The 23,890-nt window shown below is 38.9% G+C and carries 26 protein-coding genes and 2 riboswitches; of the genes, 23 read left to right on the forward strand and 3 right to left on the reverse strand.

Features of this window, described 5'->3' with window-relative positions; genetic code table 11:
- The first annotated feature begins 26 nt into the window (after window positions 1-26).
- A riboswitch (Lysine riboswitch) is annotated at window positions 27-203 on the forward strand.
- A gap of 93 nt (window positions 204-296) precedes the next feature.
- The gene (lysA, locus tag QUF49_RS08590) at window positions 297-1,619 is read left to right on the forward strand and encodes a diaminopimelate decarboxylase (protein WP_289495255.1); all 1,323 of its coding nucleotides are present in this window, start codon (window positions 297-299) and stop codon (window positions 1,617-1,619) included.
- Window positions 1,620-1,689: 70 nt separating this feature from the next.
- Window positions 1,690-2,124 (forward strand): peptidylprolyl isomerase, encoded by a 435-nt coding sequence (locus tag QUF49_RS08595; protein ID WP_289495256.1) that lies wholly within the window; start codon window positions 1,690-1,692, stop codon window positions 2,122-2,124.
- A 187-nt stretch (window positions 2,125-2,311) separates the two neighbouring features.
- On the opposite strand, the gene QUF49_RS08600 is transcribed toward QUF49_RS08595, so the two are convergent.
- Window positions 2,312-2,824 carry a DUF309 domain-containing protein gene (locus tag QUF49_RS08600; protein WP_289495257.1) on the reverse strand — a complete coding sequence of 171 codons (513 nt, stop codon included), beginning with the start codon at window positions 2,822-2,824 and terminating at the stop codon, window positions 2,312-2,314.
- 134 nt (window positions 2,825-2,958) lie between these two features.
- On the opposite strand from QUF49_RS08600, the gene QUF49_RS08605 reads away from it, so the two are divergent.
- The 19 genes from QUF49_RS08605 (at window position 2,959) to QUF49_RS08695 (ending at window position 19,160) form a co-directional block, all read left to right on the forward strand.
- Window positions 2,959-3,702: a segregation/condensation protein A gene (locus QUF49_RS08605; protein ID WP_289495258.1), complete on the forward strand. Its 744-nt coding sequence runs from the start codon at window positions 2,959-2,961 to the stop codon at window positions 3,700-3,702.
- Between the two features lie 6 nt (window positions 3,703-3,708).
- Entirely contained in the window at window positions 3,709-4,302 is a 594-nt protein-coding gene (gene scpB / locus QUF49_RS08610) for an SMC-Scp complex subunit ScpB (RefSeq protein ID WP_289495259.1), read from the forward strand.
- 14 nt (window positions 4,303-4,316) lie between these two features.
- Complete coding sequence (locus QUF49_RS08615; RefSeq protein ID WP_289495260.1) at window positions 4,317-4,688, forward strand: hypothetical protein; 372 nt, start codon at window positions 4,317-4,319, stop codon at window positions 4,686-4,688.
- An 83-nt stretch (window positions 4,689-4,771) separates the two neighbouring features.
- A complete protein-coding gene (locus tag QUF49_RS08620) occupies window positions 4,772-4,903 on the forward strand; it encodes a hypothetical protein (RefSeq protein WP_289495261.1) in 132 nt (43 codons plus the stop codon).
- Between the two features lie 187 nt (window positions 4,904-5,090).
- A complete protein-coding gene (locus tag QUF49_RS08625) occupies window positions 5,091-6,167 on the forward strand; it encodes a type III polyketide synthase (RefSeq protein ID WP_289495262.1) in 1,077 nt (358 codons plus the stop codon).
- 33 nt (window positions 6,168-6,200) lie between these two features.
- On the forward strand, window positions 6,201-6,722 hold the full coding sequence (locus QUF49_RS08630) for an isoprenylcysteine carboxyl methyltransferase family protein (protein ID WP_289495263.1): 522 nt from the start codon (window positions 6,201-6,203) through the stop codon (window positions 6,720-6,722).
- A gap of 78 nt (window positions 6,723-6,800) precedes the next feature.
- Window positions 6,801-7,970, forward strand: coding sequence for a D-alanyl-D-alanine carboxypeptidase family protein (locus QUF49_RS08635; RefSeq protein WP_289495264.1), 1,170 nt, complete (start codon window positions 6,801-6,803; stop codon window positions 7,968-7,970).
- The gene (locus QUF49_RS08640) at window positions 7,964-8,557 is read left to right on the forward strand and encodes a nucleoside recognition domain-containing protein (RefSeq protein ID WP_289495265.1); all 594 of its coding nucleotides are present in this window, start codon (window positions 7,964-7,966) and stop codon (window positions 8,555-8,557) included. Before QUF49_RS08635 ends, QUF49_RS08640 begins: the two co-directional genes overlap by 7 nt.
- A complete protein-coding gene (locus QUF49_RS08645) occupies window positions 8,558-9,091 on the forward strand; it encodes a spore maturation protein (protein WP_289495266.1) in 534 nt (177 codons plus the stop codon).
- 93 nt (window positions 9,092-9,184) lie between these two features.
- The gene (locus QUF49_RS08650; RefSeq protein WP_289495267.1) at window positions 9,185-9,931 is read left to right on the forward strand and encodes a pseudouridine synthase; all 747 of its coding nucleotides are present in this window, start codon (window positions 9,185-9,187) and stop codon (window positions 9,929-9,931) included.
- A 47-nt stretch (window positions 9,932-9,978) separates the two neighbouring features.
- Complete coding sequence (gene resA / locus QUF49_RS08655; protein ID WP_289495268.1) at window positions 9,979-10,509, forward strand: thiol-disulfide oxidoreductase ResA; 531 nt, start codon at window positions 9,979-9,981, stop codon at window positions 10,507-10,509.
- Window positions 10,510-10,521: 12 nt separating this feature from the next.
- Window positions 10,522-12,126, forward strand: a complete 1,605-nt coding sequence (resB, locus tag QUF49_RS08660) for a cytochrome c biogenesis protein ResB (protein WP_289495269.1) — start codon at window positions 10,522-10,524, stop codon at window positions 12,124-12,126.
- Between the two features lie 25 nt (window positions 12,127-12,151).
- Window positions 12,152-13,336, forward strand: a complete 1,185-nt coding sequence (gene ccsB / locus QUF49_RS08665; protein WP_289495270.1) for a c-type cytochrome biogenesis protein CcsB — start codon at window positions 12,152-12,154, stop codon at window positions 13,334-13,336.
- Window positions 13,337-13,652: 316 nt separating this feature from the next.
- Window positions 13,653-14,369 (forward strand): response regulator transcription factor, encoded by a 717-nt coding sequence (locus QUF49_RS08670; RefSeq protein WP_066241957.1) that lies wholly within the window; start codon window positions 13,653-13,655, stop codon window positions 14,367-14,369.
- Window positions 14,366-16,165, forward strand: a complete 1,800-nt coding sequence (locus QUF49_RS08675; RefSeq protein ID WP_289495271.1) for an ATP-binding protein — start codon at window positions 14,366-14,368, stop codon at window positions 16,163-16,165. Before QUF49_RS08670 ends, QUF49_RS08675 begins: the two co-directional genes overlap by 4 nt.
- Before the next feature lie 110 nt (window positions 16,166-16,275).
- Window positions 16,276-16,459: riboswitch (cobalamin riboswitch) on the forward strand.
- A 346-nt stretch (window positions 16,460-16,805) separates the two neighbouring features.
- A complete protein-coding gene (locus QUF49_RS08680) occupies window positions 16,806-17,207 on the forward strand; it encodes a DUF4430 domain-containing protein (RefSeq protein ID WP_289495272.1) in 402 nt (133 codons plus the stop codon).
- Entirely contained in the window at window positions 17,200-17,730 is a 531-nt protein-coding gene (locus tag QUF49_RS08685; protein WP_289495273.1) for an ECF transporter S component, read from the forward strand. Before QUF49_RS08680 ends, QUF49_RS08685 begins: the two co-directional genes overlap by 8 nt.
- Window positions 17,731-17,974: 244 nt before the next feature.
- A complete protein-coding gene (locus tag QUF49_RS08690) occupies window positions 17,975-18,787 on the forward strand; it encodes a histidinol-phosphatase (protein ID WP_289495274.1) in 813 nt (270 codons plus the stop codon).
- 157 nt (window positions 18,788-18,944) lie between these two features.
- Window positions 18,945-19,160 carry a hypothetical protein gene (locus tag QUF49_RS08695; protein ID WP_289495275.1) on the forward strand — a complete coding sequence of 72 codons (216 nt, stop codon included), beginning with the start codon at window positions 18,945-18,947 and terminating at the stop codon, window positions 19,158-19,160.
- Here the strand turns inward: QUF49_RS08695 and serA are convergent.
- Both serA and QUF49_RS08705 read right to left on the reverse strand, forming a co-directional pair.
- Window positions 19,103-20,677 (reverse strand): phosphoglycerate dehydrogenase, encoded by a 1,575-nt coding sequence (gene serA / locus QUF49_RS08700; RefSeq protein ID WP_289495276.1) that lies wholly within the window; start codon window positions 20,675-20,677, stop codon window positions 19,103-19,105. The two genes, QUF49_RS08695 and serA, sit on opposite strands and share 58 nt — an antisense overlap.
- Window positions 20,678-20,865: 188 nt before the next feature.
- Window positions 20,866-21,114: a ferredoxin gene (locus tag QUF49_RS08705; RefSeq protein WP_289495277.1), complete on the reverse strand. Its 249-nt coding sequence runs from the start codon at window positions 21,112-21,114 to the stop codon at window positions 20,866-20,868.
- A 228-nt stretch (window positions 21,115-21,342) separates the two neighbouring features.
- Here QUF49_RS08705 and QUF49_RS08710 point away from each other — a divergent pair, with 228 nt between their 5' ends.
- Both QUF49_RS08710 and QUF49_RS08715 read left to right on the forward strand, forming a co-directional pair.
- Complete coding sequence (locus QUF49_RS08710; protein WP_289495278.1) at window positions 21,343-22,413, forward strand: helix-turn-helix domain-containing protein; 1,071 nt, start codon at window positions 21,343-21,345, stop codon at window positions 22,411-22,413.
- Window positions 22,391-23,890: a RecQ family ATP-dependent DNA helicase gene (locus QUF49_RS08715; protein WP_289495279.1), complete on the forward strand. Its 1,500-nt coding sequence runs from the start codon at window positions 22,391-22,393 to the stop codon at window positions 23,888-23,890. Before QUF49_RS08710 ends, QUF49_RS08715 begins: the two co-directional genes overlap by 23 nt.

The raw sequence follows: 23,890 nt of genomic DNA on the forward strand, positions 1-23,890 counted from the left end.
AATTCATAACTAATTATATATGCCTCATATGAGGTAGAGGCGCAAAACGAATGAGTAGCATATGGAGTTTGTGGATGACGATGAAATATGTTGAAAGGTCAATTTGCCGAAGTGTAAAAAGAGCTCCATCTCTTTTTATGCTGGGCCGCTGCTGAAGAAGCAACGGACTGTCACTACAGCAGTAGTGGAGAGCTATTCCGACATGAGGGTACGGTTATGACAGCCTGCCTTAGTTGCGGCTGTCTTTTGTATTTGTCGGGATTGAATTCTCTATCAACAACGAGAGGGGATTTTTTGTGAATTTACACGGTACAGCACAGATCGGACAAAATCATCATTTATGGATAGGTGGTACAGATACGGTTGAACTTGCAAAAAAATACGGAACACCACTTTATCTGTACGATGTATCTTTGATAAAGAATAGAGCAAGAGGTTTTAAGAGAGCATTCGAAGAAAAAGGTGTGGGCTACCAAGTCGCGTACGCCTCTAAAGCGTTCTCCTCCATCGCCATGTTTCAGCTGATCGAACAAGAAGGATTAAGTCTCGATGTAGTTTCAGGCGGAGAGCTTTACACTGCCCTTCAAGCAGAGTTTCCCGCAGAACGAATTCATTTTCATGGAAACAATAAAAGCTATGAAGAGTTAGAGTTTGCACTTAATGCTGGAGTAGGATGTATTGTAGTTGACAACTTTTTTGAGATCTCATTACTAAAAATGTTAAGCAGCAAACTCAATAAAAAAGTGAATGTTTTATTGCGGCTCACTCCAGGCATTGAAGCACATACACATGATTACATCATTACAGGCCAGGAGGATTCTAAATTTGGTTTTGATTTAGGGAACGGCCAAGCTGATAAGGCGCTGCAGGAAGTTCTTGATTATGAAGGTTTTCAAGTATTAGGGGTTCATTGTCATATCGGTTCTCAAATCTTTGAAACAGATGGTTTTACTTTAGCGATCGAGAAGTTATTTGGGCACTTTAAGAAATGGGAAGAGAGCTTCAACTATTTTCCAGAAGTCGTTAACCTTGGTGGAGGTTTTGGTATTCAATATACTTCTGAAGACACACCGCTTGCACCAGAACAGTATGTCACGGCTATGATTGAAGAAGTGAGCAAACAGATGAACCGTTTTGAAGGAAGAGGTTTACCTGAGTTGTGGATTGAACCGGGCCGGTCGCTTGTAGGTGACGCAGGAACAACGATCTATTCGATCGGATCGCAAAAAGAGATTGAAGGTGTTAGACATTATGTTTCTGTTGACGGCGGAATGACCGATAACATTCGCCCTGCACTCTATCAGGCAAAATATGAAGCTTATGTTGCAAACAAAATGAACGAAAAGCCTGCACAAACCGTATCCATCGCAGGGAAATGCTGTGAGAGCGGAGATATGCTGATCTGGGATATCGAGCTGCCGAAAGTAACGGATAACGATTATTTAGCAGTATCATGTACCGGAGCATATGGATACAGCATGGCGAGCAATTATAACCGCATTCAACGACCTGCCGTTGTGTTTGTTGAGAACGGCGAGGAACAACTTGTAGTGAAACGGGAAACATATGAAGACCTCATTAAGAATGATGTCCCATTAAAAACAAATGTTTTTGTGTAAATTAGTTTACGGAGCAGTCATTTAACCGTACAATGGTAGTTGTAATGAAGTTGAAGGAGGCCTGTTTTTTATGAAAAAAGGTTCGATTGAATTTGAAAATGGCGAAAAAATACTTTTTGATTTGTTCCAAGAAGAAGCACCTGGAACAGTAGAAAACTTTGAAAAACTTGCAAACGAAGGGTTTTATAACGGTGTAACTTTCCACCGTGTTATCCCTGGTTTCGTAGCTCAAGGTGGAGACCCTACGGGAACTGGAGCTGGAGGCCCTGGTTATTCAATCCCTTGTGAAACAGAAGGAAACCCGCATAAGCACGTAGCTGGTTCTCTATCAATGGCACATGCTGGCCGTGATACAGGCGGAAGCCAATTCTTTATCGTACATGAGCCACAGCCGCACTTGAACGGTGTTCACACAGTTTTCGGACAAGTTACCGAAGGCATGGAAACAGTACTTCGCATTAAACAAGGCGATGTAATGAAAGAAGTTAAAGTTTGGGAAGAATAATTTTCTAAAATGAAGAAAGCTCCGGAAATAATCCGGAGCTTTTTTATATTTATGTCGACTCGTCAATATATGATTAAAATTAGTCAAATTAATCATTAAACTCGTCAAAATAATCAATGAACTCGTCAAATTAATTATGAAATTGGCTGAATGAAAGCTCAAATCAACAAATAGTGTGAGTCAACCTTTATAAAATTCTGTTTTTCTTCAGTTTTTGTTTATTTCGTTCATCAATAACAGAGGTTCGATCTCTTAAAGAGTGCTTATGAACGATGCTGTCATCAGTCATGGCTTGTGAGTACCAATCTTCATCTGTTGCATTTGCTTCAAATAAGCATTTTTGTAATAATTCCGTTGTCAGGGGCAGAGATATCGGCTCAAAGGGTTTCTGTTGCTCAATTTTTTGTTTTCTCTCCCTAATCAGTTCAAACAAGGGCTGTGTTTGTATCCCAAGTTCCTTTATAGCTGATTCTTCTTTTTCAAGTTTTCGTAAACCGCTCGTAATCATTTTTTTTGCGCCGTTCATGTTACCTCGCCGCTGATGATAGAGTGCGACAGCAAGTTGGATGAGTCCCGGCCACAGATCACCTTTCATTCCTTCTGCTTTCCAATGTTCCTCAAGAACCTCATGGCATTCAAAATAATCTTGTTCTCTATGAAAATGTATTAAGTATTCAATCCATGGTTTTGGGTAAATCACAGTCGTCCACACCCCTTAATAAGCTCGATTTTAAGTTTACCACATGCACCGTGTGAATAAAAACAAACCGCGACACGAACAAAATATGATATAATTTTATAATACAAAAACGCTGATAAAACTGGGGAAATGTTATGCAATATAGTGTGAAGCTTGATGGATTTGAAGGTCCGCTTGATTTATTGCTTCATTTAATACAAACCTACGAAGTGGATATTTATGATATTCCAGTAGCCATTATCACTGAGCAATACCTTCAATATATACATACGATGAAAGAACTAAAACTGGATGTGGCAAGTGAATTTTTAGTGATGGCAGCTACACTGCTAGCGATTAAGAGTAAGATGCTGCTGCCAAAGCATGAGGAAGAACTGTTTGAAAACCAGATGGAACTTGAGATGGAAGAAGATCCGAGAGATGAGCTTGTTAGAAGGCTAGTAGAGTATAGAAAGTATAAACATGCTGCAGATGAGCTAAAAGAAAGAGAATCCGCAAGAAGTTTAGTCTATACGAGACAGCCGCTTGATTTGAGTCAGTTTGAAAAAGAAGAAACTGCCAAACAAGTCACGAATGTAACCCTTTATGATATGCTGCAGGCGATGCAAAAAGTCTTTCAAGAGAAGGTTACCCGTGCTCCGAGACAAACGACGATTGAACGTCAAGAGATTCCTATCGAAACAAGGATGGAACAAATAAAAAGTTCACTTGTTTCAGTAGGAGGACGAAAAAAGTTTACAGAGCTGTTTGATAAAAGTACAAAAGAGCACGTGGTTGTTACGTTTCTTGCGATTTTAGAACTAATGAAGGTGAAAACCATCAATTGTGAACAGCAAGATCATTTTAGTGAAATATATATAACGATGTTAGAGGAGTAATACGATTTGGAACGAAATGAAATAAAAGCAGTTGTCGAGGGTTTGCTTTTTGTCAGTGGAGACGAAGGAATTGATAGAAAACAGATCGCTCAAGTACTGGAGATTGATAGCAAAGATTTGGATCCCATCATTGAAGAATTGAAGGAGAGTTATTCGTCATCAGACAGAGGGATGTCTATTGTGGAATATGCGGGATCTCTTCAATTTGTAACAAAGCCGGATCATGCTGTCTATTATGAAAGGCTTGTCGAAACACCAGGACATTCAACACTTTCACAGGCTGCTCTTGAAACACTTGCAATCATTGCTTATAAACAGCCGATTACGAGGTCTGAGATTGAAGAAGTAAGAGGTGTAAAAACAGAAAAGCCTTTACAGACATTATCTGCAAAAGGACTTGTAAAAGAAGTTGGAAGAGCTGAGGGTACCGGTAGAGCGATCCTTTATGGAACAACCAAAGCATTTCTAGAGCATTTTGGTCTGCAGAACATTAAGGAGCTGCCACCGCTGCCTGAGAACATAAAGGAAGAAAGTGTTGAACAGGAAGCAGACTTGTTCTTTTCAAAGTTTCAGGAATCACTAACTACTGAAGATCAGTAAGGGGGAGTTATGCATTGTTGATTCAGCATATTGAGGGTATTGAGTTAGAAAAAGAAAAGCCGAATACATCAGAGGATTTTTTCAACCGTTCAGAAGCTACTTATGAATTGAACGGAAAAACACAAACTTTTCACCTGCTTTATGTGCGATATTTTGAAGAAAAACTTCAAGAGGAATTAACGCAGCATGACTTCTGGAAAGAATACTTGGATACTTACAAAATACGTGAGATTGCTTCACTTGTTGCGTTGAGCAGCAATCACGCATATTTAAAGCGGAAACGAGTTTATATAAACGACTATGATGAATTTAGGAATCTTTTTGTTCATTCTAACGAAGGAATATTAAGACCTCATCTGAACGCGTTAAGGAAAATAGCTAAGTAGGACAGCCATTATTTTTTTGGCTGTTTTTTTATTTTGTTGCTTCTTTTTTATTGTCATCCTTGAACAGTTGAATGGAGTGGAAGGTGCGAGACTCCTGCGGGACAGGCGGGCAGGTGAGACACTTAAGAGTGAAACGTAGGAATGTGGCTCACCGCCTGCCCCGCGGAAAGCGAGCACCTGGAACGGAAACCAACTACTTTCAAAAGCAACAATGAATATGAAAACAGCCTTTCTAAAAGACTGTTGCTGTTGAAGTGGTTTGAAGTATTACAAATACTGAATTCAACTACCTTAAAGAACATAGGTTAGCGGAATCATCCTTCTAAAAAAAGTCTCCGTTTTAAAAGGCTGTTTAAGGGTAAATTACTAAAAAAGGAAATGCAGCAGAAGGAGAGAGATCACTTGCCAAGAATAGCAGCAGTCGAAACGATAAATCCCCCACACAAACTTTCCCAAGATGAAACGATGGAATTTGCAAGAAACTTATTTCAGGATGCTTTCTCAGACATTGAGCGATTATTAAAGGTTTTTCAAAATGGTGAAATCGAGTCTCGTTACTTTGCGATGCCTATCGATTGGTTTAAGAAAAAAAGAAGTTTTCAAGAGAAAAATGATTTATACATAGATTTTGCCACCAATCTAGGAGCAGAATGTATAGAAAAGTGCATGTCAGATCAGAACCTCAACGTATCATATGAAAATATTGACGCTATTTTTTTTATATCGAGTTCCGGACTTTCTACTCCAAGTATTGAAGCAAGGATAATGAATATACTTCCATTTTCATCTCATACAAAAAGGATTCCCATTTGGGGGTTAGGCTGTGCTGGTGGAGCAGCTGGTTTTTCAAGAGCCTATGATTATTGCAAAGCTTATCCGAAGTCCAACGTACTTGTATTAAGTGTTGAGCTATGCTCATTAACCTTTCAGCACGAAGATTTATCCAAGAGTAACTTAGTTGGAACATCTTTGTTTGCTGATGGTGTTGCGTGCGCACTAATCTGTGGTGATGAATCTGAAACGGGTATGTCGTTAAAAGTAAAACCATATATAAAAGATACGATGTCTACTTTAAAGCCGCATTCTGAAGACGTGATGGGGTGGGAAGTAAAAGATACGGGACTGTATGTTGTGTTTTCAAGAGATATTCCAAATGTAATCCGAACATGGTTAAAACCCAATGTAGACGAGTTTTTGGAGAGAAATCAACTTGTTGGTGAACAAATTAAACATTTTATTGCGCATCCTGGCGGAAAAAAAGTACTTGAAGCTTATGTTGATGCTTTAGGAATTCCATTATCTAAAACAGATATTTCAAGAGATGTATTAATGACAAATGGAAATATGTCATCAGCAACTGTGTTCTACGTGTTAAAAAAGTTTATGGAAACAGAAAAGCAAGATGGAGATCTGGGAGTAATGGCAGCACTAGGTCCTGGTTTTTCCTCTGAACTTCTATTAGTGGAATGGAGGAAGTAAATCGTGTGGTTTCTTCTTTTTTGGAGTTTTCTCGTGATTCAAAGACTGGCTGAAGTTAGAATTGCAAAATCAAATGAACAGAAACTTCGAAATAAAGGAGCGGTGGAAGCAGGAAAAGACCATTATAAATGGATGGTCTTGATGCATGTGTCCTTTTTTGTAGCTTTCTTTTCAGAAGTATATCTCCTAAACGCAAAACCGCCTAGTTGGTGGCTGATTCCTTTTGTGCTGTTTCTTATCGCTCAAGTCATTCGGATTTGGGCAATATCATCTCTTGGTGTGTACTGGAATACGAAGATATTGCTGCTTCCTGGAGCGAAAGTGGTAGCGAAAGGCCCATATCGGTTTATGAGACATCCGAATTATACAGTTGTCTCTCTTGAGCTTTTAGTTATTCCTCTAATTTTTGGTGCTTATTATACAGCGATTCTGTTTACAATATTAAATATTTTAATGTTAAGAGTGCGAATACCTGTTGAAGAAAAAGCACTGATGGAACTGACAGACTACGAAAACAGCCACGGTCAAAAACAGCGTTTCTTCCCTAGTCAATGATTGCGGAAGTAAATCCCATTCATAACCTGTCCTTGATTGCATAAACTTTTACAAAACACCTAAAGGGCGGGATTATAAATGAAACAAACTATAAAACCATTACTTCTCGTTGTTATATGTACGCTTATCTTTGCTGTATTCCCGCAACAAGCCAAAGCTGAACCTGGTGTATCAGCAAAGGCTGCTGTGTTGATGGAACAGTCATCAGGAAGAGTGCTGTATGGGCGAAATGAACACCGTCCGATGAGAATAGCGAGCATTACAAAGATCATGACTGCAATCATCGCGATAGAATCAGGGAAGATGCACGACACAGTTACGATCACAGAACATGCAGCACGAACTGAAGGATCTTCACTTTATTTAAAGCCAGGTGAAAAAATCCCTCTCGAAGACTTAGTTTATGGGTTGATGCTTCGCTCTGGAAACGACTCCGCGGTTGCGATCGCTGAACATGTCGGCGGAAGTTTAGAAGGTTTTTCATATATGATGAACCAAAAAGCGGAAGAGATTGGGATGAAACATACTCGTTTTAGAAATCCTCATGGACTTGATACACATGAAGATCATTATTCAACCGCATATGATATGGCATTACTGACTAAATATGCGATGAACAATGATACCTTTAAGGACGTTTCTTCTACAAAAGTTTACCGGTCAGAACAAACCGGTGAAAAATGGGACAGAGTATGGAGAAACAAAAACAAGATGTTGAAACTGTACAGCAAATCCACTGGCGGCAAAACAGGATACACAAAGCGTGCGAAAAGGACATTAGTTTCAACTGCTGAAAAGGACGGCATGGAACTGATTGCCGTAACACTTAACGATCCTGACGATTGGGAAGATCACCGCAATTTATTTGAGTGGGGATTCCATTCATTTAAAATGACAGAGCTAATTAAAGAAGGTAAGATCTCGAGCATTAAAGATAAAGGTTATAAAGGTAAAGTTGAGGCTGCAAGAACATTTTCATACCCATTGTTAAAAGAAGAGATTAAACAGATCTCTTCTTCCATCGACTTATATAAGCTTCCGAAATCAGGGAAGTGGGAAGAAGAAAAGGTTCCTAAACCTGTTGGCCGCTATTTCATAGACTTAAAGGACACGAGAATTGCTGATCTTCCGCTCTATTATGATGGAAAAACCCTGATTAAACCTGATCAAGACAGCCTTTGGTCATCTTTTAAGAACATGCTGAACAAGCTGTTCTTTGTTGCCAAGGAGCAAAACCGCCTATGGTGAATTATATTTGGGTTGGAATGATGGTGATCGGTTTTATTGTTGCTGGAATAAACGGAACAATGGATAAAGTGAACGAAGCCATTTTCACGAGTGCCAAAGAAGCCGTTACGCTCAGTTTTGGGATGATCAGTATTCTTGTGTTTTGGCTGGGCATTATGAAAATCGCTGAAAAAGGCGGCTTGCTGGATGTGCTGGCTATTCTTTTTCGTCCTATTGTTAAAAGACTTTTCCCTGATATTCCAAAAGATCACCCGGCACAAGGTTATATTCTCTCCAATATGGCAGCGAATCTACTTGGACTCGGGAACGCAGCAACACCAATGGGAATCAAAGCGATGGAACAGTTAAAGATTTTAAATGGCGGGAAAAACGAAGCAAGCCGATCTATGATTACGCTGCTTGCGATCAATACATCATCCATTACACTCATTCCAACAACCATTATCGCAATAAGGATGAGTTACAACTCACAGTCTCCAACTGATATTGTAGCTCCAACTTTAATTGCAACTGCAATTTCTACGGTCGGTGCTATATTAATAGATAGATATTATTATTACCGCTCCTTGCCAAAAGGAGGGAAATAGATGTCCTTCGTTCAATCGTTTTCGATATGGTTTATTCCGCTTTTAATCGGTTTTATATTATTATATGGCACTTATAAAAAAGTTCCGACTTATGAAACGTTTGTAGAAGGAGGTAAAGAAGGTTTTTCAATCGCCATAAACATTATTCCGTTCTTAGTTGGCATGCTTGTTGCCATTTCTGTTTTTCGTGCTTCAGGAGCTTTGGATTATGTCATGATGGCGATGCGTCCCTTATTTTCATTGTTTCATATTCCAGCAGAAGTTGTTCCGCTCGGGCTTATGAGGACAATCTCAGGGACAGGCGCTCTTGGGATGACATCAGATTTAATCGCAACACACGGTCCTGATTCGTTTATCGGAAGACTCGCTTCTACGATACAAGGAAGTACGGATACAACGTTTTATGTATTGACCGTCTATTTTGGAGCGGTAGGTATTAAAAAGATGAAATACGCATTAAAAGTAGGATTATTAGCTGATCTGATCGGATTTTTAGCCTCTATCGCTGTGATCTCTCTATTGTTTTATTCATAATTCGACAAAAAAGAGCCGTTATGGCTCTTTTTTACGTTTACTGAGGTTGAGAATTACGAATAATGAAGGTATGATGAGACATGAGGTGAAATCATGGAACGATTGCAAAAAGTGATTGCTCAAAGCGGAATTACTTCCAGAAGAAAAGCTGAGGAGCTAATTCGTGAGGGCAAAGTGAAAGTGAACGGAAATGTAGTGACCGAGCTCGGCACAAAAGTGGGCACAAAAGATAAGATTGAAGTGAATGAAATTCAAATTCAACGGGAACAGCCCGTTTATTTTTTGATGTATAAACCTTCTGGTGTGATTACAGCCGTTTCTGACGATAAAGGAAGAAAAGTAGTCGCTGATTATTTTAAGGACATCATTGAACAGCGTGTATTTCCTGTTGGAAGATTAGATTATGATACAACGGGTGCGATCATTATGACGAATGACGGAGAATTTGCAAACGTACTAATGCATCCGCGTTACCAGCTTGATAAAGTGTACATTGCAAAAGTAAAAGGCATTCCGCCAAGAGAAAAGATTAAGCAGCTTGAAAGAGGCATTCGATTAGAGGATGGAATGACTGCCCCTGCAAGAGTGAAAGTAATGTCTATTGATAAGAAAAAAGGAACGGCTATTGTGGAACTGATCATACATGAAGGTAAAAACCGTCAAGTTAAGCGTATGTTAGAAGCAATTGGCACTCCTGTAATGAAATTGAAACGTGAAAGGTACGGCTTTTTAGATCTTAAAGGGCTTAATCCTGGAGATTTTAGAGAATTAACACCACATGAAATAAAGCAGCTGAGAAATCTCGCTGTCACACAAACGTCAAAAAAAAGCCGTAGATAGGCTTTTTTTTCAAGTTATAGTAAAATGGAAGCGGCTTAAAGGAGCGGATGGACTTGAAAAAAAACAGATTATGGTTTCGTTCTGCTTTGCTTGCCATTTTAGTTGTTGCAATCGGTTATACCATTTACAACAGTATGAATGAAGAGTCAGGTACATACATAAGCAAAGGGGATTCGGCTCCTAATTTTGTACTTACCGATCTAAATGGCGAAAAAGTAGAACTGAAAGATTACCGTGGAAAAGGTGTATTCTTAAATTTCTGGGGCACATGGTGCAAACCTTGTGAACGCGAGATGCCGTATATGCAAAGGCAATATGAAAAATATAAAGAGCAAGGCGTAGAAATACTTGCGGTTAACGTTAGTGAGACAAACGTTCCTGTTAAAAATTTTGCGGATCGATATCGCTTATCATTTCCTATTCCAATGGATAAACAGAGAGAAGTAACAAAGGCTTATGGGATTGGACCGATTCCAACGACTATTCTTATTGATAAGAACGGTAAAGTGGTCGAACGGACGAGTGAGTCATTATCAGAAAAAAAAATTATTTCCTTTATGGAAAAAATAAAGCCGTAACGGGGTGATAAGATGCAATCGATAACATGTGAATGCGGCCACTCCAACCCATACGGAACTAGTCTTTGCCAAGCATGCGGAAAACCGCTGCAGCAAGATGTTGAAGTTTTATCAAGCATGAGGTATGAAGGAAGCGCCAGACGATCTCAAACGTATAAACAAACATTTGTTGATCGGGTATGGAACTTCTTTTCGTCTGTAAAAGTAGGGGTTTGGTTAATTGTTATCATATTAGTAGCTGCAGCAATCGGGACAATCTTTCCACAGGAAACGTTTATTCCTCCTAATGTTGATCCTGCTACCCATTATGAAAGCGAATACGGAACACTAGGTTTGATCTATTATCTGCTTGGGTTTCACAATCTTTATGGTTCTTGGTGGTTTATTCTTTTATTAGGAATGTTAGGACTTTCTATTATTATTGCCAGTCTTGATCGTGGAATTCCGCTTTATAAAGCGTTAAAGACACAAAGAGTTACAAGACATGACCAATTTATGAAGAAGCAGCGTTTGTTTTCAAAAAGCCATGATGTTGAACTTGAAGAAATCAAATATACGCTCGAATCTCTTCGCTATAAAGTAAGTGAGGAAAATGGGAACTTATTCGCTGAGAAAGGACGATTTTCTCGTTGGGGTGCCTATGTTAACCATGTTGGGTTAATTATCTTTTTAACAGGTGCGATGCTTCGATTCTTTCCAGGCATGTATGTTGACGACATTTTGTGGGTGAGAGAGGGAGAAAAAGCTTCCATCCCAGGTACTGCCAGTGATGAAGGTCAGTATTACCTTGAGAACAATGAATTTATTCTTGAGATGTATGATAAACAAGAAAAGAAGTTTAATAGTGCACTTAGTTCCGTTGATGGAGAAGTTGCTAAGAACTATCAAAGCAACGTAACGCTTTATAAGACAAAAGAAAATCATACCGCGGGAGCAGCCCCTGAACTTGTAAAAGTAAAAGACGGCGAGATCCGAGTAAATGAACCGTTTAAATTTGATTCTTTTGCACTCTATCAAACGGATTTTAAATTAAATGAGTTTTACAAGATGAGCTTTGAACTTGAAGAAAAGGCAACAGGAAAAAAGTTTGGCAAGTTAACGGTTGATCTTCATGATCCAGAAACCGAGTATGATTTAGGAAATGGATACAAAGTTAAAATTGAAGAATACTTTCCTAATTTTATTTTAAACGAACAAAAACAGCCTTCTACGGTCAATAATTTGCCTGATAATCCAGCATTTGTTTTTTCAATGTACTCTCCAAAGGTACCTGAAGGAGAAAAAGCGTTTGTAGGTATTCAAAAAAATATAGATTCTGGTGAAAACCAGTTCAAAATGTCGTTTGCGGGTATTGAAACGAAAGATTTAACGGCACTAACAGTTAGAAAAGACCACACACTATGGATTATTGCACTTGGCGGCATTATTTTTATGATTGGTGTAACGCAAGGTTTGTATTGGAACTATAGAAGAATTTGGATTAAACAGAATCAAGGTGAAGTTTGGGCAGCAGCTCATACGAATAAAAACTGGTATGGCTTGAAAAAAGATGTGGAGTTCCTGTCCAATAAGACAAACCTCACACCACTAGAAGAAAAAGAATCTGATTCTAAGTAATGCCGTTCGAGCAGGAGGGTTAATGATGGCTGAAATCAGCAGTACGCTATTATATAGTGCATTTATTATTTATTTGTTCTCTACTCTATTTTTTGCAATGTCTATTTCAGATAAAAAGAACAAAGAAGAAAATCACACAAAAAAATGGGGTAAAATCGGTTTTATAAGTTCGTGTATAGGTTTTGCAGCTCAATTAGGCTATTTCATAACAAGATGGATGGCAAGTGGACATGCACCTGTAAGCAACCTGTTTGAGTTTACAACATTTTTTGGCATGATGATGGTGCTTGCGTTCATTATTTTATATGTAATCTATCGTACGAATGGCTTAGGTGTTTTTGCAATGCCTGTTGCAGTTCTTGTTATTGCATATGCGAGTATGTTTCCGAGAGATATTTCTCCCCTTATTCCTGCACTTCAAAGTGACTGGCTAAAAATCCATGTTACGACTGCAGCGTTAGGAGAAGGAATTCTCGCCATTTCGTTCGTATCAGGACTTATTTATTTAATTCGCACGGTAGACCAAACTGTAGCATCAAAAAAGACGCTGTGGCTGGAAATTATCCTTTATAGTTTAATCGCTGTAGTTGGATTCATTTTTGTTTCAATCGGATTTAAAGGTGCTGGCTATCAAACAACATTCGAGATGATGAACGAACAGAATCAGCCTGTTAAGGTAGTCTATGATATGCCTGCTATTGCGGGTCCTAGTAATGGTGAGCACCTAGATAACTCGTTTGGACCTTTGTTTTCTACACCATCTTGGATGAACGGTGTAGAGGCATCAGTTAAGCTAAATACATTCATCTGGTCTCTTTTAGCCGGTGCAGTTCTTTATGGCTTGCTTCGCTTGATCTTAAGAAAAAGAATTGCTGCAGCTCTTCAGTCTAAAGTAAAGATAAAACCTGACCTTCTTGATGAGATTAGTTATCGAGCGGTAGCAATCGGTTTTCCCATCTTTACACTAGGTGCGCTTATCTTTGCGATGATCTGGGCGCAGCAGGCTTGGTCGAGATTCTGGGGATGGGATCCTAAAGAAGTTTGGGCATTAATTACGTTCTTGTTCTACGCGGCTTTTCTTCACTTAAGACTTTCAAGAGGATGGCACGGCGAAAAGTCCGCATGGCTATGCGTTTTAGGATTTTGGATTATTACGTTTAACTTGATTGCAGTAAACCTGGTTCTTGTCGGATTGCATTCGTATGCTTAAAGGTTAAAATAGAGTCTCTCTTTTATAAGAGGGACTTTTTTGTAGGGAGCAAAATGTTTAGGAAAGGCTTTTTTCTAAATGCTGTTTTCTACAGGATTGTTGCTTTTAAATCTTTTTATTTTTTTGTCTTCGCCTGCACCAAGGAAAGCGAGCACCTTGAACGGAAAACAATCACTTCCAATAACATCAAAGTTTAACGCTTACGAAAAAAGAGATTAGATATACGTGTCCTGTTTGTTTGCAGCGCTTTGTTTCATGTATGATAGAAGCAGGATATAAAGACGTGCTTATCATGATTAGATATGGAGGATTGAATATGGATACAGAAGCTAAAATACTGGTTGTTGATGATGAAGAAAGAATTCGCAAACTATTAACGATGTATCTGGAACGAGAAAACTATGAAGTGCATGAAGCTGAAAATGGTGAGGATGCTCTTCAGATGGCTGTATCTATTAACTTTGATCTTATCTTGCTCGACCTCATGCTCCCAGGGATGGATGGCATTGAAGTTTGTGAGAAGTTAAGAGAAAAGAAAGCTACACCAGTCATCATGTTAACAGCAAAAGGCGAAGAACTTAACCGTATTCAAGGGTTTGAAGCAGGCACGGATGATTATATTGCAAAGCCTTTCAGCCCGAGGGAAGTCATCTTACGTGTAAAAGCACTGTTAAGAAGATCTTCACCTACTAAGTTCCTTCAAACAGAGACTGTGGCTAAAAATGTAGTGGTATTTAAACACCTCACGATTGATCACGATGCACACCGTGTGACAGCAGGAGGCAAAGAGGTGAATCTAACTCCTAAAGAGTATGAATTGCTTTATTACTTAGCAAAAACACCTGATAAAGTCTACGCACGTGAACAATTGCTTAAAGATGTATGGAATTATGAGTTTTTTGGTGATCTAAGAACAGTCGATACACATGTAAAAAGACTTCGTGAAAAACTAAATAAAGTGTCTCCTGATGCAGCTTCTATGATTGCAACCGTTTGGGGAGTAGGCTACAAATTTGAGGCGGGAAATGAATGATCTGGAGAAGTGTAGTTGGTAAGCTTTGGATAACGATTTTATTGTTAGTCTCCGTTGTACTAACCTTATTAACCATTTTGCTCACTCAGTTCTTTGAAACGTTTTACGATAGCCAAGCACGCGAACAGTTAACTAAGATGGCAGACCGGCTTGTACTCATTATGGAAAGTGATGAGAATAGGGAAGAAGCAATCCGCATTACGAGTGAGATGGCTGAAGCTTATTCTATGTCCATCATGATCATTGATGAAAACCAGGATTCATTCATGTCTCAAAACTTGTATGATAATGCACCGTACATACCAGTTTCCGTATTTAATCAAAACGATAAACTTTCTACGGTTACGGAAAACGGAAAGAAGATCTACGTGAATGGAGATTTTCCTGTAGTGAACAAAAATGATGAGTCCAAGCAGACGATGATCATTTATGGGGAACCGTACGAAGCCGGAAATACTAAAGGTGGAGTATATGTTTATCAGTCGATTGAAAATGTGAAAAAGACAACCAATCACACAAAATATTTGATTTTCTTAGCAGCTGGTATAGCTATCATCTTAACTACAGTTTTTGCGTTTTTCCTATCAACCCGGATTACGGCGCCGTTAAGAAGAATGCGAGAAGCTGCAACGTCTGTAGCTAAAGGTGAATTTGATATGAAAGTGCCGATTTTAACACATGATGAAATCGGTGAACTTGGAATGACGTTCAATCGTATGGGACGTCAATTGAAAAATAACATCACAGCGCTGAATCAAGAAAAAGAACAGCTGACAAGTGTGTTAAGTTCTATGGCGGACGGTGTGATTACCTTTGACAGAAAGATGAACATTTTAGTTACTAATCCTCCTGCCGATCGCTTTTTACAAGCGTTTTATTATGAATCAGGGATGAAGACTGAAGTGAACGGAAATGTTCCTGAAGCTGTCAGACAGCTTTTTCAGCAAGTTGTCTCACTTGAGAGTGAGCAGATGACAGAGATTGCGATTCAAGGCCGCTCATGGGTAGTCGTGATGACACCATTATATGATCAATCCCTTATTAGAGGTGCCGTCGCAGTACTTCGTGATATGACGGAAGAACGCCGAATGGATAAGTTAAGAGAAGATTTTGTTGCCAATGTTTCTCACGAGTTGAAAACTCCGATTGCTATGCTGCAAGGATATAGTGAAGCGATCGTAGATGATATCGCAGAATCAGAAGAAGAGAAAAAAGAGCTTGCTGGCATTATTTTAGATGAATCAAAACGAATGGGCAGGCTTGTTAACGAGCTGCTCGATCTCGCAAGACTAGAAGCAGGACACATGAAACTTCACTACGCCTCTCTTGCGATTGTGCCTTTTGCAGAAAGAATCGTGCGTAAATTCCAAGGACCTGCCAAAGACAGAGATATTCAGTTAAATCTTTCTATTGACGGTAACCTGGACTCCCATCAAGATCAAATAGAAGTAGATCCGGATAGAATTGAACAAGTGTTAACCAATTTAATTGATAATGCGATTCGCCATACGGCACAAGGTGGATTTGTAAATCTGTCGATTGGTGTGAGCCAACAGAACGTTAAGTTTTATGTGAGCGATAATGGATCTGGGATCAAAGAAGAAGATTTACCGTTTGTATTTGAACGTTTTTATAAAGGGGATAAAGCTAGAACGAGAGGGAAATCCGGTGGTACTGGTCTAGGATTAGCCATAGCAAGAAACATCGTAGAAGCACATGGAGGACAAATCAGCGTTCACAGCAAAAATAATGAAGGTACGACATTTTCCTTTGTTATTCCGCGAACGTTGAAATAAATTAGCAATACACCCCGATTAATCTTGTTTCATAAGGAACAAAAAATGATATAAAAAAAGATTTCACAAATTTCTCCATTACGTTATAATAAGAATTGTGTTTTCAAAAAATTCATAAGTGTTAAACAGGTGCAGTCCAGTATTGGACACGCTTAATAGGGAAAACGGTTAAATGCCGTTGCGGTCCCGCCACTGTAATTGTGAGAATCCTATAGTTTCGCCACTGTTAATACGGGAAGGCGATAGGAGACGATGATCAAGAGCCAGGAGACCTGCCTGTTTGTTACATGACATGACCTACGAGGATAGGGGGGTGTTTAACAGTGCCGGAGAGCCGGCTGCTGTTTTCTGCCTGTATACTATTAATCTCCTTCGTAGACGAAGGGGATTTTTTTAGTTATACGTAAATTCACTAAATTTATGGGTTTTTTCCTGAATCTTTATTGAAAAGTTGATTGTAGAGGAAGGTGTGAGACTCCAGCGGGACGAGCGGGGCAGGTGAGACTCCTAATGGCGCTTTGCGGCAGGAGGCTCACCGCACGCCCTGCGGATAGCGAAGCACCTGAAACGGATATCAACTCTTTCAAGAGCAACATGATTTGAGAAAAACCTTAACTCAAGACAAGAAAGAGGTAAAATGATGAAAAAACTACTTTTAGTATTTACAACAATGATCATGATACTTGTTGGCTGTGGAACGACTGAAGTAAAGGAAAACACGGATCAGCCAAAACAAGAGGAAACAAAAAAAGAACAAGTCACGGTTCAGATCACTAAAGATAATGGAAAAGAAAAGGTAACAGAGAAGAAAGTGGATTTAACAAAAGGTGCAACAATTATGGACGTGATGCAAGATAACTTTGATATCAAAACTCAATTCGATGGTGCATTTATAAGCAGTATTGAAGGAATTGAGGGAAATGAAAAGGATAAAACATCATGGTTCTTTTCTGTGAATGGTGAGGAAGCAATGAAAGGCGCAAAGGAAATCACTTTAAAGCCGGGAGATTCTTTAGAGTTCGACTTCCATAAATATGAATAATCTCAGTATTAGAAGAATGACGATCATTGCTTTGTTAGCTGCTCTTTTAACTGTAGGGCGAATCTGGTTTGCAATGATACCAAACGTTCAGCCAAACACAACGATTTTGATTTTGGCATCATTTGTACTAGGTCCTATTCACGGACTGCTGCTTGCTATCTTGAGTACACTAACCACAAACCTAGTTTTAGGCCACGGCTTATGGTCGTTCGGTCAGATGATTGCTTGGGGTCTTATTGCCGTGATGAGCGGCCTGATAGGTCGATACCGTCACAACATACCGTGGATGATTTTACCTTTATATGCTGGTTTCTGCGGATTTTTATTCGGTTTCATCATGTCGGTTATAATGGGCGGAATTATCATGCAAAAATTTTGGCCATATTATATAGCTGGGCTGCCGTTTGACCTTAATCATGCGATTGGAAATGTGGTATTCTTTGTAGTACTTTATAAACCGCTTCTTTACGTAATGGAGCATCAAATTAATAAAGATATGAACAAGAAAGCTGCCTTTGAATAGGGAGCTTTTTTTTCTGCAAAAAAATGGTTCAAAATAAGTCTTATTTGAATAGGATGATAAAGTTGATTTAACTTTTCTAAAGGAGGACAAAATGAGAGACTATTTAAACCGTTTTTTTGCAGTGATGTTTTTAATGATGTGCCTTAGCGTATTATTTATTGGAGTTAAATTAGGAGCATAAACTCTTGATTGAAACAGATATTCATGATACATATGGTAAAACGTTTTTAAAAAGGAGATTAATATGTTAACGGATTACCATTCTCATCTGGAAAAAGGCACTTTAACAATCGACTATCTAAAGCAATTTGTAGACACAGCAAGAGAAAAAGGGATACAAGAGTTTGGAATTTCAGAACACGCTTATCATTTTTATGAAACAAAGAACATTGTATCAAAACCATGGATGGAAGAAAGACGCTATTACAAGATGGACGATTATGTGAACTTGTTTAAACAAGCTGATCAACTTGGAATGGACGTAAGAATGTCTATTGAGATGGACTATACACCAGGCAGTCATGAGGAAATGGCTGCGTTCATCAAATCTTATCCGTTTGATTATGTGATCGGATCTGTTCACTGGGTAGACGATTTTGGAATAGATTTGGCAGAGTACCGAAAAGAATGGGATCGTCGTGATCTCTATGAAACGTATCGTGTATATTATGATCAGATCGTTACGCTTGCTGAAAGTAACTTATTTGATATCGTGGGGCATCTTGATCTTGTGAAGATCTTTAACTATGTTCCTGCCGATCAAGAATTCTTATATGAACAGTATGACCGTGTTACAGATGCTTTAAGCCGTTCAAAGACATGTGTAGAGATCTCGTCTGCTGGACTTCGGAAACCGGTTGGGAGGCTGTATCCTGAACCCGAACTCCTTTCACTCTGTTACAAGAAAGGAATTCCGATCGTACTTTCGTCAGACGCTCACGAACCTCATCAGGTTGGAGAAAACTATGAAGCATCCATTACGCTAGCCAAAGAGACGGGATACACGAAACTCATGACGTTTAGAGGCGGAGAGAGGAAAGAAGTAGAATTAGGGTAAGTAAAACTCTTAAAACGTAATCAAAAACTCAAAAAAGCTCTGCTTTAGAATGATTTCAATGCAGAGCTTTTTTCTATTGGCTCTTTTCTAAACACTTTTTTCTAAAAGGTTGTTGCTTTCAAATGTTGTCTTCTAAGATTGTTGATTGGAGTGTAAGATGCGAGACTCCTGCGGGACAGGCGGGCAGGTGAGACACTTAAAAGTGAAACGTACGAATGTGGCTCACCACCTGCCCCGCGGAAAGGGAGCATCTGAAACGGAAATCAACCACTTTCATGAGCAACAAAGTTTACGAAAACAGCCTGTCTTTTATACTTACAAGTCTAACGGTTTACAAACAAGAAGATCTTCAATACTTGCAAGCTCTTTTTGAGTAGATTCCGGCAGCTGGGTGTCAAATGTTAAAACCATCATCGCTTCTCCGCCAGCTGATTTTCTTCCAACGTGCATCGTAGCGATGTTAATGTTTCTTTCACCTAAAAATGCCCCGACTTTTCCGATGATTCCTGGAGTGTCTCTGTGTTCAATGTACAAAAGTGAACCTTGAGGAACAAAGTCTACCGTGTAGCCGTTTAGCTGAATAATACGGCCGCCGAACCCTTTAACGAGTGTTGCAGAAAGCGTAAATATCTTGTTGACGCCAGTTACTTTTACATGAATGATGTTTGGATAACCATGGTCAGCTGTTCCATGTTTTTCTCCAACCACTATGCCTTGTTCTTTCGCTGCTACCATACTGTTAACATCGTTAACCGGCCGGTCAAGTCTCGTTTTTAAAAATCCGCAAAGAAAGCTGCGTGTGAGTGAAGTCGTATCAGTTTCTGATAATGATCCTCCGTAGCCTATAGAAATCTCTGAAACAGGTTCTTTGAAAAATTGAGTTGTAAACGAACCAAGAAGGTTGGAAAAATCATAATAAGCAATCAGTTTTTCATAGGTGTCTTTAGATAGTGATGGGAAATTCACAGCGTGTTTTAATGGCTGATTTAAGAGATAGGATCTAATTTCATCACTTGCCATGTATGCCACATTTTTCTGTGCCTGTACAGTTGAAGCTGCAATATGCGGAGTTACAATGACATTAGGATGATCAATCAATGAACGGCTTACTGGGGGTTCTTGTTCAAACACATCCAGTGCACAGCCAGAAAGGTGACCGTTATCTAAATAATGGAGAAGTGCTTCTTCGTCAATGATGCCTCCACGTGCGCAGTTTAGAACAAATGCACCTTTTTTTGCATGTTTTAAATTCTCATAATTTAATAGTTTACGGGTATCCTTTGTAAGTGGGGTATGAACGGTCATAATGTCACTTTGTTGAATAAGTGTGTCAAGGTCAACGGAAGTAACAGATAGCTCTTTTTGCTTCTCAGCAGAAAAATAAGGATCAAAAACAAGGACATTCATGGAAAAGCTTTTCGCACGCTTTGCAAGTTCTGAACCAATTCGTCCCATACCAATTATCCCGAGTGTTTTTTGGTATAATTCTTGACCGGTATACTTCTTACGATTCCATTCACCTTGTTTAACCGATTGATTAGCCTGGGGGATATTGCGTACTAAAGACATCATCATTGCCCAAGTGTGTTCAGCCGTTGAAATGGTGTTTCCTTCAGGTGCGTTAACGACAAGAACACCCCTTTTAGTAGCAGCATTAATATCGATGTTATCAACACCCACACCAGCACGAGCAACAATCCGAAGTTCAGGCAATTTTTCTAAGACTGCTTCAGTGATCTTCGTTGCACTTCTTACCATGATGCCATGAATGTTTTCAGGTTGCTCGAAATCTTCTAGCTTTCCAAAGATAAGTTCTACGCCTTCAAGCTTTACTAATGGTTCAACTCCATCGCTCGTAATTCCATCACATACTAATATGGTTGCTGTCACAGTTCCACCCCTTGATTTTTGTATAAGTAGTATCAATATTTTGATAATTTAACACATTCTGAAGAAGGGTACAACTACGATTTTTATGATAGCGGTTTCATTATTAGAAAACTAATTGACAATGAGAATCATCCTTAATAAAATAAAGAAAAAACCCTCTGAAAAGAGGGTTTGGTGAAAACTTGGTACTATTCGTATTTTAATGCATCACCATCAAAAGGCTCTTCAGAAACTTTAATGGAGTCTGTAGGACAGCCTTCAAAAGCGTCTTGCATATCTTCTAACAATACATCCGGAATTTCAACGATTCCTTGGTTATCGTCTAGAGTTACAAACGCAATTCCTTCGTCGTCATAATCGTAAATGTCTGGTGCTGCAGCTCCGCATGCTCCACATGCGATACAAGTTTCTTTGTCAACAATCGTATACTTTGGCATAGTGAATACCTCCTAAGGAATTGAAAAAATACCCGCTTACATATTTAACCATTTTAAATTAAGGGTCTACTAATCATATTGTAATAAGTATCCCTCTACTTTTCAATAGAAAATTAATAACCTCATCATATCTTTTATTCCCATCCTTCCTCAAAATATAACACTTTTACTCTTAAATTTCCTTAAATCTGATAAGATAGATTATATGATATCGTGTGGTGATTTAGTATGGATATTTGTCATGTCGTTTTATTAGATATATTTCATAAAGTAAATGGCAGCCGAAAAGGTTCAGGCATTTATTATATTGTTACAGGAAAGAAAACCTCTCAGTCTTTGTCTGATAGTCAATGGTTTGGGATTGAACACTATTACGCTGCATTAAAAGGTATAACGAATACGGCATATACAGAAACAATAGAGATTCTTTTGAATGAAAAATGGATAGTTTCAAATGGAGACCAAGAATACGTGGTCACAAAAACAGGGGAACAAGTCCTTTTAAAAGAAAAAGAAAGACTTTCATTCTTAAATAATTTGAACGGCTTAAAATATGCATCTATTGAGTCTGCTTGCTGGCATATTCTAACTTTATATGTGCAAGCACTCTCAAACTCTCTATATGACAATGTAGATTACTCCCCAATCGTTAGAGACCACCTGGCCGTTCAAAAAGTTAAAAGTTTATTTCCAAGATCTGAAACAGAAAGAAAAGAAAAAGCTGAATCTTTATATCATGAGATGTCGCGATTGCTCTTGATCCATGACCCTCTAAGTGCAGATATTTTTGTAAGGAAGCTGTCCGGTTATAATCGTATCGGAAATACCTTTGAACAAGCTGCACGAGAAACAGGCATCAGTGAAAGAGAAGCGATTCTTCGTTTCCGATCTGTACTGCACGCATTTATTCAAAATGCTGCTGAGAAGAAACAGCAATATCCCGTCTTCCATTCTTTATTTTGTTCCTTGTCTGACGTTCCAGCACTTACAAAATCTGCTTCTCATACTTACGAAATGCTGAACAAGGGAAAGACACTTCAAGAGATAATGGAAATGAGGAACATTAAGGCCAGTACAATTGAAGATCACCTTGTGGAGTTCGCTCGCGAGATTTCCGACTTCTCCATTCATCCATATGTTAATGAGGAAGAGATTCAGAGCATAAAGAAGTTTTACAATACAACGAAAGAAAATAAACTCCGGCCGTTTAAAGATGCATTTCCTCATCTTTCGTATTTGCAGATAAGGCTGGTATTGGCAAAAGAAGGTGGAAAACATGCAACTGGAAGCAGCGCTTAAAGAACTATATGACTTTTCAAAGTTTAGACCTGGACAAAGAGAGATCATATCGGACCTGCTTGAAGGGCACGATGTTTTAGGTATGCTGCCAACAGGGACAGGGAAAACACTAATTTATCAGATGGCAGCTCATCTATTAAAAGGTAGGGCGCTCGTTGTATCCCCACTCGTATCTCTGATGCAAGACCAAGTAGATCAGTTTAAACAGACGGGCTTTAAAAGAACAGTTGCTCTGAACAGTTTCTTAAATTACGGTGAGAAGCAAGTAATCTTAAAACAAATTAAAAACTACCAATTTGTGTTTGTGAGCCCTGAGATTATCCAAAACCCTTTTATTCGCTCCATATTATTGTCGGTAAAATGGTCATTGTTTGTAGTTGATGAGGCACACTGTATCTCACAGTGGGGTCATGAGTTCCGTCCCTTTTATTTAGACTTGGCTCTTATGAAAAAGGAGATGGGAAATCCTACTTGTCTCGCTCTAACGGCCACGGCTACACCAAAGGTCCGAAACGATATTTTACAGCATTTGGACATGCATGATGCTAAGATACATGTTCATAGTGTGAATCGTCCTAACATATCTATCTTTGTTGAGTATTTTGATGAATATGAACAAAAATTTGAGCGGGCTATGAAACTTGTAGAAAAATTAAAAGGACCTGGAATTATATATACAAATACGAGGAATGCTGCCGAACAGCTTGTTATGCTATTGCAAGATCGTGGAGTGAAAGATGTCTCTTATTATCATGGCGGTATGGATCCCGATGAAAGGCTGCTTGTTCAAAAGCAGTTTCTTCAATCTCAGTTGAATTTAATTGTTTGTACAAATGCATTTGGAATGGGCATAAATAAAGCTGATATTCGTTATGTTATTCATTTTCACACCCCGTCTACAATTGAGGGTTATATACAAGAGATTGGAAGGGCGGGCAGGGATTCAAAACAATCTGCAGCAATTCTGCTATTTCATCCTGCTGATCTTGAAATTCCGTATCATTTTATTGATCAAGAACTGCCTGATGCTACACAGGTCGATTATTTATTTTCAGATTACGAGCATCTGGACCAACATACTTTTTCAGAAAAGTTGCAAATGGCTGGGCTGTCAGAAACTGCCCACCGCTTTATGGAATATCACTTAAATAAAAATGGACTTTTGAACAGATCAGACATTTCAACCGAGGAAAAAGCATCGTTAAAGTTGAGACTGAAAAAGAAAATCGAACAAAGAAAAACCGAAAAGGTAAAATCTTTGCAAATGATTGAAACGTGGTTAAACAGTATCGATTGCAAACGAAAGGGACTGCTGGATTATTTTGGTGAAGACGAAACTGAAGAAACTGACTTGTGCTGCAGCAACTGTAAAGCTGAAATCTCTTGCTTTTATGGAAATCATGACCAACTAAACACTTCATATGAACGATGGGAAGATGAACTAAAACGACTATTCAGACAGGAAGTGTACAATTAA

The sequence above is a fragment of the Fictibacillus sp. b24 genome, assembly GCF_030348825.1.
GTDB lineage: Bacteria > Bacillota > Bacilli > Bacillales > Fictibacillaceae > Fictibacillus.

Bases quoted from the DNA above. Each gene is read 5' to 3' on its own strand.
- QUF49_RS08690 (WP_289495274.1), top strand. From the start codon at position 17,975: ATGTTAACGGATTACCATTCTCATCTGGAAAAAGGCACTTTAACAATC.
- QUF49_RS08670 (WP_066241957.1), top strand. From the start codon at position 13,653: ATGGATACAGAAGCTAAAATACTGGTTGTTGATGATGAAGAAAGAATT.
- QUF49_RS08680 (WP_289495272.1), top strand. From the start codon at position 16,806: ATGAAAAAACTACTTTTAGTATTTACAACAATGATCATGATACTTGTT.
- ccsB (WP_289495270.1), top strand. From the start codon at position 12,152: ATGGCTGAAATCAGCAGTACGCTATTATATAGTGCATTTATTATTTAT.
- QUF49_RS08650 (WP_289495267.1), top strand. From the start codon at position 9,185: ATGGAACGATTGCAAAAAGTGATTGCTCAAAGCGGAATTACTTCCAGA.
- QUF49_RS08675 (WP_289495271.1), top strand. From the start codon at position 14,366: ATGATCTGGAGAAGTGTAGTTGGTAAGCTTTGGATAACGATTTTATTG.
- QUF49_RS08705 (WP_289495277.1), bottom strand. From the start codon at position 21,114: ATGCCAAAGTATACGATTGTTGACAAAGAAACTTGTATCGCATGTGGA.
- QUF49_RS08695 (WP_289495275.1), top strand. From the start codon at position 18,945: ATGCGAGACTCCTGCGGGACAGGCGGGCAGGTGAGACACTTAAAAGTG.
- QUF49_RS08645 (WP_289495266.1), top strand. From the start codon at position 8,558: ATGTCCTTCGTTCAATCGTTTTCGATATGGTTTATTCCGCTTTTAATC.
- QUF49_RS08640 (WP_289495265.1), top strand. From the start codon at position 7,964: ATGGTGAATTATATTTGGGTTGGAATGATGGTGATCGGTTTTATTGTT.
- QUF49_RS08595 (WP_289495256.1), top strand. From the start codon at position 1,690: ATGAAAAAAGGTTCGATTGAATTTGAAAATGGCGAAAAAATACTTTTT.
- resB (WP_289495269.1), top strand. From the start codon at position 10,522: ATGCAATCGATAACATGTGAATGCGGCCACTCCAACCCATACGGAACT.
- QUF49_RS08710 (WP_289495278.1), top strand. From the start codon at position 21,343: ATGGATATTTGTCATGTCGTTTTATTAGATATATTTCATAAAGTAAAT.
- QUF49_RS08635 (WP_289495264.1), top strand. From the start codon at position 6,801: ATGAAACAAACTATAAAACCATTACTTCTCGTTGTTATATGTACGCTT.
- resA (WP_289495268.1), top strand. From the start codon at position 9,979: ATGGACTTGAAAAAAAACAGATTATGGTTTCGTTCTGCTTTGCTTGCC.
- QUF49_RS08715 (WP_289495279.1), top strand. From the start codon at position 22,391: ATGCAACTGGAAGCAGCGCTTAAAGAACTATATGACTTTTCAAAGTTT.
- QUF49_RS08685 (WP_289495273.1), top strand. From the start codon at position 17,200: ATGAATAATCTCAGTATTAGAAGAATGACGATCATTGCTTTGTTAGCT.
- QUF49_RS08605 (WP_289495258.1), top strand. From the start codon at position 2,959: ATGCAATATAGTGTGAAGCTTGATGGATTTGAAGGTCCGCTTGATTTA.